13 protein-coding genes are annotated in these 14,321 nt (G+C 46.1%); 2 read left to right on the forward strand and 11 right to left on the reverse strand.

The features are described 5' to 3' along the window. Positions 1-7: 7 nt before the first annotated feature. From ACIFOT_RS08490 to ACIFOT_RS08515, 6 genes are all read right to left on the reverse strand, one after another. Positions 8-1,147, reverse strand: a complete 1,140-nt coding sequence (locus ACIFOT_RS08490) for an acyl-CoA dehydrogenase (RefSeq protein ID WP_430063886.1) — start codon at positions 1,145-1,147, stop codon at positions 8-10. A 270-nt stretch (positions 1,148-1,417) separates the two neighbouring features. After that, complete coding sequence (locus ACIFOT_RS08495) at positions 1,418-2,548, reverse strand: acyl-CoA dehydrogenase (RefSeq protein WP_430064020.1); 1,131 nt, start codon at positions 2,546-2,548, stop codon at positions 1,418-1,420. A 144-nt stretch (positions 2,549-2,692) separates the two neighbouring features. Beyond that, positions 2,693-3,544, reverse strand: coding sequence for a 3-hydroxybutyryl-CoA dehydrogenase (locus ACIFOT_RS08500; protein WP_430063887.1), 852 nt, complete (start codon positions 3,542-3,544; stop codon positions 2,693-2,695). A gap of 202 nt (positions 3,545-3,746) precedes the next feature. Continuing rightward, the gene (locus ACIFOT_RS08505; protein WP_430063888.1) at positions 3,747-4,934 is read right to left on the reverse strand and encodes an acetyl-CoA C-acetyltransferase; all 1,188 of its coding nucleotides are present in this window, start codon (positions 4,932-4,934) and stop codon (positions 3,747-3,749) included. A 187-nt stretch (positions 4,935-5,121) separates the two neighbouring features. Then, positions 5,122-5,310, reverse strand: coding sequence for a hypothetical protein (locus ACIFOT_RS08510; RefSeq protein ID WP_430063889.1), 189 nt, complete (start codon positions 5,308-5,310; stop codon positions 5,122-5,124). Positions 5,311-5,321: 11 nt separating this feature from the next. Then, positions 5,322-7,427, reverse strand: a complete 2,106-nt coding sequence (locus ACIFOT_RS08515; RefSeq protein WP_430063890.1) for a 4Fe-4S dicluster domain-containing protein — start codon at positions 7,425-7,427, stop codon at positions 5,322-5,324. Positions 7,428-7,612: 185 nt separating this feature from the next. Between ACIFOT_RS08515 and cls the strand changes: the two genes are divergently transcribed. Continuing rightward, positions 7,613-8,806 (forward strand): cardiolipin synthase, encoded by a 1,194-nt coding sequence (gene cls / locus ACIFOT_RS08520; RefSeq protein WP_430063891.1) that lies wholly within the window; start codon positions 7,613-7,615, stop codon positions 8,804-8,806. A 19-nt stretch (positions 8,807-8,825) separates the two neighbouring features. Beyond that, positions 8,826-9,782 (forward strand): UV DNA damage repair endonuclease UvsE, encoded by a 957-nt coding sequence (gene uvsE / locus ACIFOT_RS08525; protein WP_430064021.1) that lies wholly within the window; start codon positions 8,826-8,828, stop codon positions 9,780-9,782. 55 nt (positions 9,783-9,837) lie between these two features. Here uvsE and ACIFOT_RS08530 read toward each other — a convergent pair whose 3' ends face one another. From ACIFOT_RS08530 to speE, 5 genes are all read right to left on the reverse strand, one after another. Next, positions 9,838-10,017, reverse strand: coding sequence for an H-type small acid-soluble spore protein (locus ACIFOT_RS08530; RefSeq protein ID WP_430063892.1), 180 nt, complete (start codon positions 10,015-10,017; stop codon positions 9,838-9,840). A 153-nt stretch (positions 10,018-10,170) separates the two neighbouring features. Beyond that, the gene (argS, locus tag ACIFOT_RS08535) at positions 10,171-11,841 is read right to left on the reverse strand and encodes an arginine--tRNA ligase (RefSeq protein ID WP_430063893.1); all 1,671 of its coding nucleotides are present in this window, start codon (positions 11,839-11,841) and stop codon (positions 10,171-10,173) included. After that, positions 11,838-12,245 (reverse strand): DUF1934 domain-containing protein, encoded by a 408-nt coding sequence (locus ACIFOT_RS08540; protein ID WP_430063894.1) that lies wholly within the window; start codon positions 12,243-12,245, stop codon positions 11,838-11,840. Before ACIFOT_RS08540 ends, argS begins: the two co-directional genes overlap by 4 nt. Before the next feature lie 247 nt (positions 12,246-12,492). Beyond that, complete coding sequence (speB, locus tag ACIFOT_RS08545) at positions 12,493-13,365, reverse strand: agmatinase (protein ID WP_430063895.1); 873 nt, start codon at positions 13,363-13,365, stop codon at positions 12,493-12,495. A gap of 116 nt (positions 13,366-13,481) precedes the next feature. Continuing rightward, positions 13,482-14,309, reverse strand: coding sequence for a spermidine synthase (gene speE / locus ACIFOT_RS08550; protein WP_430063896.1), 828 nt, complete (start codon positions 14,307-14,309; stop codon positions 13,482-13,484). Between the last annotated feature and the right edge of the window lie 12 nt (positions 14,310-14,321).

A 14,321-nucleotide genomic window follows, 5' to 3' on the forward strand; every position in this document is an offset into this window, starting at 1 on the left:
TTCCACCTTATTTAGTGATCATTCTAGAAATAACGAGGCGCTGGATTTCCTGAGTGCCTTCGTAAATTTGCGTGATTTTTGCATCGCGCATGAATCTCTCAACTGGATAATCCTTTGTATAACCGTAGCCGCCAAACACTTGAACGGCTTCTGTTGTTACCTTCATCGCTGTGTCGCCTGCAAGAAGCTTCGACATCGCCGACTCTTTTCCGTATGGAAGTCCGTTTGACTCGAGCCATGCCGCTTGATAGGTTAATAGTCTTGAAGCTTCGATGCCTGTTGCCATGTCAGCAAGCTTGAAGCTGATGCCTTGGTTGGCCGCGATTGGCTTGCCGAACTGGTGGCGTTCTTTGGCATAGTCGACAGCAGCGTCTAGAGCGCCTTGGGCAATTCCCACCGCTTGCGCCGCGATGCCGTTGCGTCCGCCATCAAGCGTCATCATCGCAATTTTGAAGCCTTCGCCCTCTTCGCCAAGACGGTTGGCAACTGGAACACGGCAATCTTCGAAAATAATTTCAGTTGTTGGTGATGAACGAATGCCGAGCTTCTTTTCTTTTTTCCCTACAGAGAAGCCTAGGAAATCTTTTTCAACGATGAACGCAGTGGTGCCTTTTTGTCTGCTGGATGGATCGGTTAAGGCAAATACAACATAGATGTCCGCGATGCCGCCATTTGTAATAAAAATTTTGGAGCCGTTTAGAACGTAATGGTCGCCCTCAAGACGCGCTGTCGTTCTCATGCCGCCCGCATCGGAACCGCTGCCTGGCTCAGTTAAGCCGTATGCGCCGATTTTGCTTCCTTCTGCCATTGGTCGTAGGTAGGTTTGCTTTTGTTCTTCAGAGCCGAATTTGTAAATCGGCCAGCCTGCAAGTGAAGTGTGGGCAGAAAGAGTTACACCTACTGATGCGTCAACGCGGGAAAGCTCTTCTACTGCGATGCAGTATGCTAAGTAGTCGCTGCCGATGCCGCCGTACTCTTCCGGCCACGGAATTCCTGTTAAGCCAAGCTCCGCCATTTTGTCAAAAATTTCACGATCGAAGCGTTCGTCTTCATCACGTTCTGCAGCGGTAGGCGCCACCTCGTTACGCGCAAAATCACGAACCATTTTACGAATCATTTCATGTTCTTCGGATAATTTGAAGTTCATTTAAAGAGTCCTCCTTTAAACTTTCTACGAATTTTAGTGGGTATTCTACAAAACTAAGGTTGAATTCTACTATTTTTGGTGTGTATTCTTTAAAATTCAGGTTGGTTTCTACAATTTTGAGACCACATTCTACAAAATGCTAAATTCCAAGAAACTTACTACCAATTTTTCGGAACTTACGATAGATTTTCAGCTACTTACGGCATATTTTCAGCTGCTTACTACATCTTTTCGAAAGTTATCAACATTCGTTGGATCTTTTTGAAAAACCTACAAATTCTTACTAATCACAATCCGCTGGATCTCACTCGTACCCTCATAAATCTCCGTAATTTTCGCATCGCGGAAATACCGTTCAACCGGGTAATCCTCTGTATATCCATAGCCGCCGAATACTTGGATGGCTTCGGTCGCAACCTCTACCGCCGTCCGCGATGCATAAAGCTTCGCCATCGAAGCTTCCAAACCGCACCTCACACCGCGCGTACGCAAATCAGCTGCACGATAGACTAATAGTTTCGCAGCTTCCACACTAGTTGCCATATCGGCCAGCTTAAAACCAATCCCCTGCTGGGCAGCAATCGGTTTGCCGAACTGCTGGCGGTCCATCGCATAGGCGGTTGCGGCCGACAGTGCGGCCTCAGCGATTCCAAGTGCCTGGGCGGCAATCCCGATGCGGCCGACGTCGAGGTTGGCCATCGCGATTTTAAAGCCGTCGCCTTCCGCACCAAGAATGTTCTCGGCCGGCACCCTCATGTCCTCAAACGTCAGCTGGACCGTTCTTGAGCCATGCAAGCCCATTTTCTTTTCATCCTTGCCGATTACGAGGCCAGGTGTCCCCTTTTCCACAATAAACGCGGAAATACCTTTGCTGCCTAACTCCGGGTTAGTTTTCGCAAACACAATATAGACATCGGCTTCGCCGCCATTTGTGATAAACACCTTCGAGCCGTTGATTACATAATGATCGCCGCTTCGAACCGCACGCGATTTCAAGCTGGCAGCATCCGACCCAGAGCTCGCTTCCGTTAAGCAAAATGCCCCAAGATACTCACCAGATGCCATCTTTGGCAAATATTTTTGCTTCTGTTCCTCGGTTCCGAAGTAAAGAATCGGATTTGTACCGACGGAGGTATGCACGGATAGGATAACGCCGATGGTGGCGCTTACTTTGGATAGCTCATTAATAGCAATGATATAGGAAGTGAAATCCATCTCAGCGCCGCCGTATGTTTCTGGAACAGGAATTCCCATTAGGCCCAGTTCCCCCATTTTGCGAAGAATTTCGCGCGGAAACTCACCCTTTTCCATTTTTTCAATAAATGGAGCAATTTCGTTTTCGGCAAAATCGCGGACCATTTTTCGCATCATTTCTTGTTCTTCTGTGAATGTTAGATTCATGCTGATTTCTCCTTTTGGAGAATCTAAAGTGGCAGTATTCATCATCAAGCATCCCCTTTTTCGAAAAATAGAATGGAACTGGGCTTAAATTATTTTTTAATCTGTTATTCGTTCGTGTTAAAACTGCAGCACGATTCTCCTACTCTATTCGTATGTGTAAAACCCTCGGCCGGTTTTCTTGCCCAGCCAGCCTGCTTTTACATATTTTCGAAGGAGCGGACATGGACGGTATTTGTCGTCACCAAGGCCCTCCTGAAGCGTTTCCATAATGTATAGGCATGTATCTAAGCCGATAAAATCAGCCAAGGTTAGAGGACCCATCGGGTGATTCATGCCGAGTTTCATCACTTCGTCGATAGCTTCTTTTGTAGCAACACCCTCGTACAGGGCATAAATCGCTTCATTGATCATTGGCAAAAGGATACGGTTGGAGATAAATCCTGGGAAATCATTGACTTCAACCGGCACCTTGCCGAGCGTTTTCGTCATATCTTCAATCACTTGGTATACTTCATCTGCTGTCTCTAACCCGCGAATAATTTCAACCAACTTCATCACCGGCACTGGATTCATGAAGTGCATGCCGATGACCTTTTCCGGACGCTTTGTTGCCGCTGCAATTTCCGTAATCGGAAGCGAGGAAGTATTGCTTGCTAAAATCGTATGTGCCGGAGCAATTTCATCTAACTGTGCGAAAATTTTCGTCTTGATATCCATGTTTTCAACAGCTGCTTCAATGACAAGATCCACTTCGGCTGCATCCTGAAGGTCAGTTGAGACTGTGAGTTTAGCCAGCACTTCTTGCTTTTGTTCATCTGTCATTCGCCCTTTGTCCACGTTGCGGGATAGATTTTTGTTGATAATACCTAATCCGCGTTCAACGAATTCAGATTTAAGATCATTTAATACGACATTGTAGCCTGCTTGAGCGCATACTTGAGCGATTCCGGAGCCCATTTGTCCTGCTCCGATTACCATTACTTTAGAAAACTTCATGTTTTCCCCTCCAAATGGGGGGCCGCAGCCCCGTGCTTTTTATTCAAAAATGGTTTTGTCTATTTTTTTCGTTGTTATGTCTATTTTTTCTGGTGCTTTGTCTATTTTTTAATAGGTTTTGTCTATTTTTTTCGGGTGCTTTGTCTATTTATTAAGCCCCATTGTCCATTTAGACAATTTTGGGAAAATTCAACCCGTAAAATTACCTCTTAGGCACCTCAATCATCACCGCATCGCCCTGGCCGCCGCCGGAGCAAATTGCTGCAATCCCGATTCCGCCGCCGCGGCGCTTCAATTCATGCATCAACGTGATATTAATGCGTGCGCCGCTTGCCCCAATCGGATGTCCAAGGGCAACCGCACCGCCGTTAACATTGACCTTTTCTGGATCAAGACCGACAATTTGGCTGCTCGCTAATGCGACCGCCGCAAAAGCTTCATTAATTTCAAATAAGTCGATTTCTTCTAGGCTCCGGCCTGTTTTTCGTAAAATTTCATTGATGACAAGGCCTGGTGTCTGCGGGAAGTCCTTCGCTTCCACGGCAATCGCCGTATGCCCCAAAATGACCGCTTCCGCTGTACGGCCTTCGCGCGCAGCCCGCTCTTCACTCATTAGCACGAGGGCAGCCGCACCGTCATTGACTCCCGGCGCATTTCCCGCTGTAATCGTGCCTGTTGAATTAAACGCTGGAGCAAGCTTAGTTAGCCTTTCAAGCGAAGTATCCTTCCGGGGTGCTTCATCATGCTCAACCACAACCGGTACACCTTTTCGCTGCGGCACTTCCACCTTAACGATTTCTTCAGCAAATTTTCCGCTTTCGATTGCGGCAACTGCCCGCTCATGGCTTCTCAATGCCCACTCATCCTGAGACTGTCGTGAGATCTCCATCTCCGCCGCCGTCGAATTTCCGTATGTGCCCATGTGAACACCAGTAAAACTGCAGCTCAAGCCATCATGAATCATTAAATCATTTACGGCAGCGTCGCCCATGCGCAGTCCCCATCTTGCTTTTGGCAGAATATAAGGCGCATTGCTCATCGATTCCATGCCGCCTGCAATAATGACTTCCTCATCGCCGGCGCGGATGATTTGGTCTGCCAAAGTCACGCTCCGCATTCCAGAAGCGCAAACCTTATTAATCGTTTCTGTTTTCACTTCCCACGGCAATCCGGCATGTCTTGCCGCCTGACGAGAAGGTATTTGCCCCTGCCCTCCTTGTAAAACCGTTCCAAGGATGACTTCCTGAACTTCTTCAGATTTCACATCAGCACGCACTAAAGCTTCTTTTACTGCGATTCCTCCAAGCTCTGAAGCCGTGAAGCTGCTCAAGGATCCTGCGAATTTTCCAAATGGCGTTCTAACTCCGCTTAAAATAACCGTTTTCCCCATTCAAAACACTCTCCCTTTTATGTTTATTAAATACTCCTTCAACAAAGTGACTGAACGCTCGCTCGATGTTAAATTAAAAAATTAACGCATCAATGCGTTGATTAAAAAAAGGAAATGTAAGCGTTTTACTCTATATTCTATTTTACATAAAAAAGAGTAGAAGTTGAAATATTTTTACGCAAAATTCCTAAAATTTTATGAATTCACGAAAATACTCAACCTCTACTATATATTCAATAGCTATGTTGATTTCCGCTCCAGGCACTTCGCGCACCTTAGGGCGGTTCGGGGAGCCTCCTCGGCGCTTAAGCGCCTGTGGGGTCTCCCCTGTCCCGTACTCCTGCAGGAGTCTCGTGCCTTCCGCTCCAATCAACATGTTAAAACTTCTTAAGATGCTTTTAATTCACCACAGACTGCTTTTTCTAAAAGTTCGGCAACATCATAAGTGGACACTTTATCTTCCACTTCCTTCGCTTTCGTTCCGTCAGTAATCATCGTTAAGCAGTATGGACAGCCCGAACTGATAACCGATGGATTGACCGCAAGCGCCTGCTCCGTTCTTGCTACGTTGATACGGTTTCCTGTTTCTTCCTCCATCCACATCAAACCGCCGCCGGCGCCGCAGCACATGCCTTTTTCGCGGTTCCGCTCCATTTCCACCAACTTCACACCTGGAATGGCTTTCAGGATCTCACGCGGGGCGTCGTACACGTCATTGTAACGGCCTAAGTAACAAGAATCATGGAACGTAATAGTTTCGTTAACCGCATTCTTCGGTACGAGACGGCCATCCCTCACAAGCTCAAACAGAACTTCCGTATGGTGATAAACCTCTGCCTCTAATCCAAAGTCAGGGTATTCATTTTTGAAAATATTATAGGCATGCGGGTCAATCGTTACGATCTTCTTAACCTCTGCCTTTTCAAATTCCTCGATATTTTTTGCAGCCATGTCCTGGAATAAGAACTCGTTACCTAAACGGCGCGGTGTATCGCCGGAGTTTTTCTCTTTGTTGCCTAAGATTGCAAACTTCACGCCTGCTTCGTTCAACAGCTTCGCAAATGACAAGGCAATCTTTTGGCTGCGGTTGTCGTAAGAGCCCATTGAACCAACCCAGAAAAGGTATTCGAACTCTTCGCCGGCCTTGTTCATTTCTTTCACGGTTGGAATATGAACATCCTCGCGGACTTCGCGCCAGTTTTCGCGCTCTTTACGGTTTAAGCCCCAAGGGTTGCCCTGGCGTTCGATATTGGTCATCGCACGCTGTGCATCGGCATCCATTTTTCCTTCTGTTAAAACTAAATAACGGCGAAGGTCAATAATTTTATCAACATGCTCGTTCATAACCGGACATTGATCTTCACAGTTTCGGCATGTTGTACAAGCCCAAATTTCTTCTTCGGTAATGACATCGCCAATCAGGCTTGGATTGTAAGCAAGTGTTGCAGCTGACTCTTGTGCACCTTGTCCGCCCGCAGCCAAAGCAATTTGGTTTCCTTTTGTACCGCTAAAAGCAAAGGTTGGCACCCATGGCTGCTTTTGCGTTACTGCGGCGCCGTGGAAGGTTAAATGGTCACGCATTTTCACAATCAAATCCATTGGAGACAGCATTTTGCCTGTGCCGGTAGCCGGACACATGTTGGTACAGCGGCCGCACTCTACGCAGGCATAAAAATCGATCATTTGGTGCTGCGTGAAGTCTTCAATTTTTCCAACCCCGAAGGATTCTTGGGATTCATCTTCAAAATCAACTTTTTTCAGCTTGCCTGGTTTTTCTAAACGGTTAAAATACACGTTCGCCGGTCCTGCGATTAAGTGCGCGTGCTTGGACTGAGGTACGTAGACTAAGAAGGTTAACAAGAACAAAAGATGCGCCCACCAGGCAATGTAGAAGATCACAATGGAGGTGGTTTCACCAATGCCTGAAAAAATAACCGAAATCACCGAAGCGACCGGCTCTGTCCAAGACGTTTCTTCGCCGTGCCAGATGATGCCCATGCCATTTCCGATTAAAACAGAAACCATCAAGCCGCCGATAAATAATAAGACAAGGCCTGATTTAAAATTGCGTTTCAAGCGAACAAGTTTTTCAACATAGCGGCGGTGGAAAGCCCAGATAACTGCTACTAAAATCATTAAAGTGACAATCTCTTGGAAAAATGTAAACCCTGCATATAGTGGACCTAGCGGCAGGTGTGAGCCTGGAGCCAGTCCCTTCCAAATGAAGTCAATCGCACCGAATTGAACGAGAATGAAGCCGTAAAAGAACATGACGTGGATGGCACCACTCTTTTTGTCCTTTAAAAGCTTTTTCTGTCCAAAAACATTGACCCAAATTTTTTGCAGACGCTCTTTGACATTGTTGTCAAACTCGACTTTTTTGCCAAGCTTGATGAATTCAATCCGCGTTTTGACAACGTAAACGAACAGGCTGATCGCGTAAGCGGTTACAACCAAGAATGCAATCAGGTTAAGCCATAAAAAACCATTCACATAAAACGCCCCTTTCGTTGTATGTTTTGTAAGTTGTAGAAAATAAATAATTTTCTGAATCCTATTTAACTCTATTATATTATGAATGAGCATTCAGTCAACCAGTTTTTTGAAAGAATCGTTCGACTTATAGAAATCATGGCCTTCGGAAAAACTAACAAAACGGATTGGAGGAACGATTCCACATGCAATTTGCACTTATTTTGATTGGGCTGATCATTCTTTGGATGGTTTTAGATTTTAAATTAGGCCGACGGAAGCATCTTTCTATATCCCGCAGTACCGAAACGGCCATCCTTCATGGAAATTTTGAGATTTTCACTCACGGCAAGGAACTGTTCCTCGATTATTTCACCGAAATCCGCCAGGCAAAAAAGCATATTCATGTCTTGTTTTATATTGTGAAGGACGATTCGTTTGGCCAGCAATTCTTCTCGCTGTTAAAAGAAAAAGCGAACCAAGGGGTGGAAGTACGGCTGCTCGTTGACCGGCTAGGCAGCTGGAAAATCAAGAAGAAGATCGTAAAGGATTTGCGGGCAGCAGGCATACATTTTGCCTTTAGCAACCGGATTAAGCTTCCCTTTCTGTTTTATTCCTCACAGGTTCGGAATCACCGCAAAATTTCAATTATTGATGGGGAAATTGGTTATCTTGGCGGGTTTAATGTTGGCGAGGAGTATATTGATGGCGATCCCAAGCTGAGTCCATGGCGGGATTATCATTTAAAAATAACCGGTGAGAGCGTCGATTTTTTACAGAGTGAGTTTTTAATGGATTGGAAGGAGTATGCTGGGGAGGATTTGCAGCGCTCAGAGCAGTACTTTCCTGAGCTGCTGAAGGGTGAGGTCCGGCACCAGTTTGTGCCGACGGAAGCAGGTCAGCTGGAGGATTGGTTTATTCGTTTGATTCGTAAGTCCGACAGTTCCATTATTATTGGTACGCCCTATTTTATTCCAAGCCGGAAGGTTTTTGCCGAGCTGCTGGAGGCGGCACGCCGCGGCGTGAGCATTACGGTTGTGGTTCCTTATACTTCTGACCATATCCTTGTTCAGGAAGCTTCGTACCGCTATTTACGCAGGCTTCTTCATAAAGGGGCGGAGGTTTTTCAGTATAAAAATGGTTTTTATCATGCCAAAACGATCGTCATCGATGACAAAATCTGTGACATCGGCACCGCCAACTTCGACCAACGCAGTTTCTTTTTAAACAAAGAAATCAACTGCTATCTATATGATCCCGCCTTTATTGAACGTTTGCGGGCGGTTCTAAAAAAGGACATCGCTGATTCCGAGCCGTTGTCAATAACAGACCTCAATCATGGCTCTTTTTTCAGGAAAGTAAAAGAAAGCATTGCTTGTGCGATTGCTTATTTTTTATAAAAGAATGGAGTTATCGCAAATGAAAATTCGTTTCGGTTATGTGGCTCATGCGATCAGCCTGTGGGATGCCTCCCCTGCCAAGACGCTCACCTTTACAAGGTATCAGCAAATGGGTGTCGAGGAGCGCGAGGAAAAATTATTCGAGGTGACAAAGCAAAACCTAAACCACACCCTCCGGATGCTGTACTACAATATTGCCCATGAGCTGGAGCTGTACCGTTTTTCAAGCTCTATAGTTCCGCTTGCCACCCACCCGGAAATACGCTGGGACTTTATTACGCCGTTCAGAAGCGATTGGCAGGAGATTGGTTCGATTGTCCAGAAGAAGCGGCTCCGGGTCAGCTTTCATCCCAATCAATTTACTCTTTTTACCTCACCGAAAGCGAAGATTACCGAAAATGCTGTCGTAGACATGACGTACCATTATCAAATGTTTGAGGCTATGGGCCTTGAAGACGTCGGTCTGATTAATATCCATATTGGCGGGGCGTATGGGGATAAACAACAGGCACTGGCCCGGTTTCATGAGAATTTAACGACGCTGCCCGCTCCTATTAAACAAGTGATGACGTTAGAAAATGACGATAAAACGTATACGGCTGAGGAGACGCTTTCGGTTTGTGAAAAAGAAAGGATTCCCTTTGTGTTTGATTATCATCACCATATGGCGAATCTATGCGAGGTGCCGCTAGTGGACTTGCTGCCACGGATTTTTCAAACTTGGTCGCACAAACCGATTGTGCCAAAAATTCATATTTCCTTGCCTAAGTCCGAGAAGGAATTCCGCTCCCATGCCGATTTCGTGGACCCTGAGTTTGTGATGCCGTTTTTGAAGATTTTAAAAGAGTTTAATCAGGATGTTGATTTTATGATTGAGGCCAAAGCGAAGGACCAGGCCGCCCTGATGTTGGTGGAGAACTTAAGTAAACTACGGGGGTTTAAGCGTGTTAGCGGCGGGGCGATTGAAGTGAAATAAAGCGGGGCGATTCCTTGCCCACAATAAAAAAGTCTCCGGGTCGCAGCGGAGACTTTTACTCTTCAATCAGATTTAAAACAGGGACTTCTCGTTCATTCTCCGGATCCTGCCGTGAATAGATTCGTGCCATTTTTGTCGTTTCATCCACATGCTGGATGATGACCTGCGTTCCCTCATAGGTCACATTAATCATATCCGCCGAATCAGCAATTTCCTTCGCTCTTCCAACATTCATGCGTTCGGTTCACTCCTCACTTGCTAAAATACTCTATTAATATTTGTTTTTTTAAGGAGGATATTCACTTTTTTGGAAAAATAAAAGGAGTTATCTAATTATCGGTCACCTCAAAAAAAGACACCCTCAATCCAATGAGAGTGCCACCAACAGTTACATTTTTTCCGGCGCTGAAACCCCGATCAATGCCAATGAATTTTTTAACGTAATCTTTACGGCCTTTATAAGCGCGAGGCGTGCCTTACTGCGTTCTGGCTGCTCGAGGTCGAGTACCTTATCAGCATTGTAAAAGCTGTGGAAGGCGGACGCTAATTCAAAAATATAATTCGTGATGCGGTGCGGCACACGCTTTAATGCAGCTTCCCCGACAGCAGCAGGGAACTCGCCCAGCTTTTTCAACAAATCGATTTCCTTTTCAGACCCTACCAATGAAAAATCTGCCTCAGTATCTACCTTAATGCCCTGCTCTTCACCGGCACGCAAAATGCTGCAAATCCTCGCGTGGGCATACTGCGCATAATAAACCGGATTTTCATTCGACTGCGATACCGCCAAATCCAAATCAAAATCAAGATGCGTATCCGAGCTGCGCATCGCAAAGAAGTAACGGGTCGCATCGAGGCCGACCTCATCAACCAAATCACGCATTGTGACGGCTTTTCCTGTCCGTTTGCTCATTTTCATCTTCTCGCCATTTTTATACAAGTGAACGAGCTGAATAATCTCGACCTCTAACGCCTCGCGGTCATACCCGAGCGCCTGAATCGCCGCTTTCATCCGAGGGATATAACCATGGTGGTCCGCACCCCAAATGTTTATCAATTTTTCAAAGCCGCGCTCCATCTTGTCCTTGTGATAGGCAATATCCGGTGTCAAGTACGTATAGGAACCATCCTGCTTGATCAACACGCGGTCCTTATCATCGCCTAAGTCTGTCGAACGGAGCCACGTCGCGCCGTCCTGCTCATAAATATAGCCGCTCGACTTGAGCGCCTCAAGCGCCACGTCAATTTTGCCGTTTTTGTAAAGAGAGGTTTCCGAGTACCACACATCAAAACCAACCCGGAAGTCCTCTAAATCGCGCTTCAATTTCGCCATTTCATACTTCAGGCCATACTCGCGGAAAAACTCAAAACGTTCCTCATCAGAAACGCCAACATATTTGTCTCCAAACTCCTCGGCTAGACGCTTGCCGATGCCGATAATGTCGGCCCCATGATAGCCGTCCTCCGGCATTTCTTTATCCATTCCAAGTGCCTGGAAATAACGCGCCTCTACGGACAATGCCAGATTATTAATCTGGTTGCCGGCATCATTAATATAATATTCACGCGAAACATCATATCCGGCCATGTCCAAAATGTTGCAAAGCGAATCGCCGACCGCCGCACCGCGGGCATGTCCTAAGTGCAGGTCACCAGTCGGATTCGCGGAAACAAACTCGACCTGGATTTTTTGGCGGCCGCCAACCGTCGTTTCGCCGTACTTGTCGCCAGCCTCAAGCACCGTCGGAATCAAGTCCGTTAAATAGGCATTATTCATATAAAAATTAATAAAGCCCGGCCCCGCCAATTCAATTTTTTCAATCGAAGCTTTCGAACGGTCGAAATGCTCAATCAAGCTTTCCGCAATCATCCTTGGCGCTTTTTTCGCCACACGGGCAAGCTGCATCGCCATATTTGTCGAGTAATCCCCGTGCGCTTTCTCCTTCGGTGTCTCTAGAATGACATCGGGAATCTGGTCCTCAGCTGCAAGCCCTGCCTTCAGCACCGCCGCGCGTATCTCTTCCTTAAGTTTACTTTGTACTTGTTCAACTATATTCATTTCCGCTCCTCCTGAAACGTTATTTCTAAATGATATGTACCGGCATGCTCGGCAGCCATCGCAAAATCGTAAAGGATGTCAATCCGCCCCTCGGTGTGCTCAATCCGTTTCGCCAGTGTTAGGGTTTCAAACGTGCCAAACGGCATTTCGTAGCTGCCCCTCAGTGTTCGATTTAATTCAAACGGCAGCCTCATCTTCACCGCACCGCCGCGCAAAATCAGGGCCTCATTGCCAGCCACCTTCACAATCGTCCTTACCCTGCCCTCTTCCTGCACTTCCTCATACTTTAAAAAGGTTGCTTCTCCCTTTTGAAAGTATTGGCCAAAAGTAAGCAGCTCAAAGCTCTCCTGCCCGTCAATCGTCGTTTTTACTTTAATCTTCACGGGAATTTCTGCATTATCCAACCAATTACACTCCCTTTTGTAAAAGGAACTTTGTAAAGCTCTTTTTCTTTATACTAGTCTACATCATTGACCGTACTCTTTTACTGCATACTTTACCTATTATAAACATTGAAACGGTACAAATCAAAAGATGCCCGCCCCAATGGGACAGGCACTACGGAACTACATTAGAATGATTATAGATTGGTGTCAGGCACCACATTAGAATCATTTTAGTTTGGTGTCAGGCACCACATTATAATGATTATTATTTGACCCAGCCAAGAATCATTTCGCGGATTAGTTTGCTCGCGGTGTTAGCGGTTTGTTCGGATGGGTCGTAAATTGGAGCAACCTCTACAAGGTCACCGCCGACAACCTTCACTTCAGAACGAGCAATCTCATGAATGGAGGCAAGCAGTTCTTTTGAAGTGATTCCACCACAATCGACCGTACCTGTTCCAGGCGCATGAGCTGGATCCAAGACATCGATATCAATCGTAACATATACCGGACGACCTGCAAGCTGAGGCAGGATTTCTTTAAGCGGCTCCAGCACTTCAAATTTGGAAATATGCATGCCGTTTTGCTTCGCCCACTCAAACTCTTCCTTCATCCCGGAACGGATTCCGAATGAATAGACATTTTGCGGTCCGATATGTTCCGCAATCTTGCGGATCGGCGTCGAATGTGACAACGGCTCGCCTTCATAGTGCTCACGCAAATCTGTATGCGCATCAAAATGGATAATTGCTAAATCGGGGTATTTCTTATAGACAGCTTTCATAACTGGCCAAGATACTAAATGCTCTCCTCCCATGCCAAGCGGGAACTTGCCCGCAGCCAGAAGCTGGTCCACATATTCTTCAATCATATCAATGCTTCGCTGTGGATTTCCAAACGGAAGTGGAATATCACCGGCATCAAAATATTTTACCTCTTCAAGTTCGCGGTCAAGATAAGCACTGTACTCCTCTAGACCAATCGACACCTCGCGGATACGGGCCGGGCCAAAACGTGACCCCGGACGGTAGCTCACCGTCCAATCCATCGGCATCCCGTACAATACAACCTGGCTCTCCTCATAACTGGGATGACTCTTAATAAACACATTGCCCGAATAAGCCTCATCAAAACGCATCTAAGCATTCCTCACTTTATATATATTTCACATTGAATCCCTCTATGGGACATTTCTCTGGTTTTTTTAACCTGTTTTGTCCCTTAGAACCTAAACAGTCTGGTCCCCCGCCGTTTTTACTTCAACAAATCCCCAACAAACTTAGGCAGCACGAACGCTGCTTTGTGAAGTTCTTTTGTGTAGTATTTCGTTTCGATTTCGTGGAAGCGGTCCTCGCTGACTTCTAATGGATCGTATTTCTTCGAACCAATTGTAAATGCCCATAAACCGCTTGGGTATGTTGGGATATTCGCAACATACAAACGTGTGATTGGGAAGATTTCGCGAACGTCGCGCTGCACGTTGCGGATTAAATCGGCCTTGAACCATGGGTTGTCAGACTGCGCCACGAAAATACCGTCTTCTTTTAATGCCTTAGAAATTCCAGCGTAGAAGCCTTTTGTAAATAGATTTACCGCTGGTCCTACCGGCTCTGTTGAGTCAACCATAATGACATCATACTCATTTTCGCTCTTAGCAATATGCATAAAGCCATCGTCCACACGTACATCTACACGCGGATCCTCTAACATGCCAGCAATTTCCGGAAGAAACTTCTTAGAATACTCAATCACTTTTCCATCAATATCAACAAGCGTCGCTTTCTTCACACTTGGGTGCTTCAATACTTCACGGATAACGCCGCCGTCGCCACCGCCGACAACCAAAACGTTCTCAGGATTGGGATGAGTGAACAATGGAATATGCGCCACCATTTCATGGTAAACAAATTCATCCTTCACAGACGTCATAACCATGTCGTCAAGCAAAAGCATGTTGCCCCATTCTTCTGTTTCAATCATATCTAACTTTTGGAATTCTGTTTGCTCTGTATGTAAGGTTTTATTAACTTTCATGGTGATACCGAAGTTTTCGGTTTGCTTCTCCGTGAACCAAATGGCCATGTTCATCTTCCT

This window comes from Neobacillus sp. NRS-1170, from assembly GCF_050468025.1.